This window comes from Streptomyces sp. NPDC050388, assembly GCF_040655635.1.
Taxonomy (GTDB): domain Bacteria; phylum Actinomycetota; class Actinomycetes; order Streptomycetales; family Streptomycetaceae; genus Streptomyces.
Genome location: NZ_JBFAKH010000240.1, coordinates 1 through 2321, shown reverse-complemented (window position 1 = coordinate 2321; position 2321 = coordinate 1). Strand labels below are relative to the sequence as shown.

General features: G+C 64.2%; 1 protein-coding gene and 1 pseudogene. Both read right to left on the bottom strand.

The window, feature by feature from the left end:
• Positions 1-208: 208 nt before the first annotated feature.
• Positions 209-787 carry a hypothetical protein gene (locus tag AB0I73_RS41070; RefSeq protein ID WP_363045480.1) on the bottom strand — a complete coding sequence of 193 codons (579 nt, stop codon included), beginning with the start codon at positions 785-787 and terminating at the stop codon, positions 209-211.
• 768 nt (positions 788-1555) lie between these two features.
• Positions 1556-2321, bottom strand: a pseudogene (locus AB0I73_RS41065) (hypothetical protein); the annotation flags it as partial.

Genomic DNA, 2321 nt, shown 5'->3' with positions numbered 1-2321 from the left:
TCAACGCCAACCCCCGACTGCCATGGTCATTCCTCGCCCATACCGGCCTGACCATCCGCCCACCACACCCACCGAACTTACGAGAAGATCAGTAGGCATTAGTAGCGCCCGGCCCCGCGATCAGCGTCTCCGGTGGGTGTAGCTCTTCTCGAGGGAAGTCCTGAGCTGGCAGAACGCTGATCGGGGGTGTGGGCTGAGCGATGTCCTCCTACCGGGATGGTGGAGGTGGGCGTCGATGGTTTCGCTGATCGGGGAGTTGGAGGCGCGGGAGGCGGCGGCACGTGTCCGGGTGGAGGAAATCGAGGCGCAGATCGTGGAGTTGACCGCGCGGCTGGAGGGTGAGCGGGAGGTCGATGCGCAGTCGCCGCCCCGGGACCCTGGGGGGCGGTGGAGCCCAAGTCGCAGGTGCCCAATCGAACTCGTCGTGCAGGGTCTCCCCCGCCCCCGAGACCGCGGCTATGAACGCGTCGTCACTCAGGTCCCATTCAGGGGAGCCCAGCAACTCGAGGATCTGCTTCGAGTACTTCGCGCCCACTCTCCAGTGCCCCGTGAGCACCTGCACGGCGAGCCCCGAGACCTCGGGGTCCTCGGGGTAGATCAGATAGGTGGCGATCAGCGGCTCGTACGCCGGGCCGCCCGCGCGGGCCACCGCGTACAGCCGCTGGTAGAGGTCCCGGCCGGCCCGGTACTTGGTAACGGCTTGGGCGATCTGCTGCACCTCCTGCGGCGGGATGGTGCCGCCCTGCGCCCGCGCGATCAGCTGCCGCAGGTACTGATCATGCGCCACTCATCGCCTGGGGACGAACTGCTCGGAGTAATCCAGCATTCTGCTGGCCCGTCCCAGGTCGGCGACGAGAAGGTCCCGCTCGGCACCACTCATCTTGGGTGGGCCAGCTTCTTGTTGATTTGACGTCCCTGGCAAGGACGGAAAGGGGCAGGCGCACCCCTTTCGGCGGGGAAAAGGAAGTCCACCTCCCCGCCGATCACCCGTCAGGACGAATCCACCTCTTCCCTACGAGGACGCATTCTTTCGCGCATAAACCTCGCCAGGTTCCGGGAATTCAACAGCTGGCGACAGGCGTAGCTCCCCGGGGCCTGCGTAATAGTAATGGAGGCTGAATGCACCTGGCCCCGAGAATCCGCACTGCCCTTCTGTGAAGGTGACGGAAACCCGCCCACTCCTTCCTGCAGGCGCAGCGTCCACCCACCAGGAGAATTCGCATACACCCTTGGTGTCGGATTCCTTCATCAGTGCGCTCAGCTGAAGCTGCGCCCCTGCGGAGATGAGACCCGCCCCTCTTTCTTTGAATTTGATCCAATCCCCTCCGGGGTTGCTCCAGGAGCCGATGACCTGGCCTTCCGTTGGGGCGGAAAGTCCCCCTTCTTCCGCACAGCCGGACACACCCGTCACGAGGGCAGCGGAGAGGGCGACCGCGAAGAGAGCCCACCGACTTCGCTTAGTACGGTACATCCACTTCCTCGATCCAGGCGATCTTCACTCTGATGTCGCTCTGACCGTTAGGGTAGACCTGCTTGACGATGGACAAGACCGTCTTCATGAAGGGTCGCTGCTTCCCTTCGCGTAGCCGTCGCCCGACGAGCTGCGGGCGGCCGAGGCTCTCGTCATGTCGTTGGACACCTCTACCTTCACCTGGCCGACCAACGCTCCGCGGTCCCACTCCGAATTCGCCTGGGGCGGTCGGCAGGCCACCCCGAGCAGTTTGTAGTCGAGGTTGTAGGAACCAAGCGCAAGGCTTGCCGGGCTGGCCCCGTAGATCCCCGCTGTGAAGAACCCGGTGGCGTCGGTGAGTTTTTCCCAGAACATTTCGCCTTCGCTCCGCTCGGAGTTTTTCTTGTCGTAGTCCCCCGCAGCCTGGTACACGCCGTCCCTGATCAGGCGTTGCACCATCCTGGTGAACGATCTGAAGTGGTCCTCCGTGCGAAGCTGCCGGACGAATTCACCGTCCGGGGGGAGGGTGATCTCCTTCGGTCCGCCCCTGGCCCAGAGTGCGACCAGTTCCTCGGCAGAGAGGTCTATGGTCTTGTCACCGTCGGGCCCCTTCTTGCCGTCTTTCCGCTCCGGTTCTGGGTTCGGTCCCTTCTTGAACACGATCTGAGCGGACTTGTGGCCCACCTCCGTGCGAACCGTGATGGACGTGGTGCCGGTCCCGGTGCCGCCGCTCACCGTCTGGTAGGTGACCGTCTGGGTGGACGTTGTCGTGTACAACCAGTCCCAGCCGGTAGCGGTCTTGGTGAAGGTTTCGGTACCGCCATTGCAGGAGCTCGAGGAGCCGCCGCACATCCCGTCGGGACGAAGTCCG